Annotated in this window: 1 rRNA gene; it reads left to right on the forward strand. The window is 48.8% G+C overall.

Annotation, left to right across the window (positions count from 1 at the left end):
* Positions 1-144: 144 nt before the first annotated feature.
* Positions 145-242 (forward strand): 5S ribosomal RNA (rrf, locus tag MRBLMS1_RS26905); the annotation flags it as partial.

Genomic DNA, 242 nt, shown 5'->3' on the forward strand with positions numbered 1-242 from the left:
GTCCCTATAACCTTAGCAGGTACAGAGGATAAGACGGTACAACGTTGTGCGTTTGTTGATACTACCAGTCATTACCCCAATCTTTGCTTCTTCCAGATTCAGGCTTTGTCGTCCCACAGGAGACAAACGCCAGTACAAGTTATGCCTGATGACCATAGCAAGTTGGTCCCACCCCTTCCCATCCCGAACAGGACCGTGAAACAACTTTGCGCCGATGATAGTGCTGCAACCAGTGTGAAAGT

Origin of the sequence: Massilia sp. LMS1-1-1.1 (assembly GCF_040815535.1) — a bacterium.
GTDB lineage: Bacteria > Pseudomonadota > Gammaproteobacteria > Burkholderiales > Burkholderiaceae_D > Janthinobacterium > Janthinobacterium aestuarii.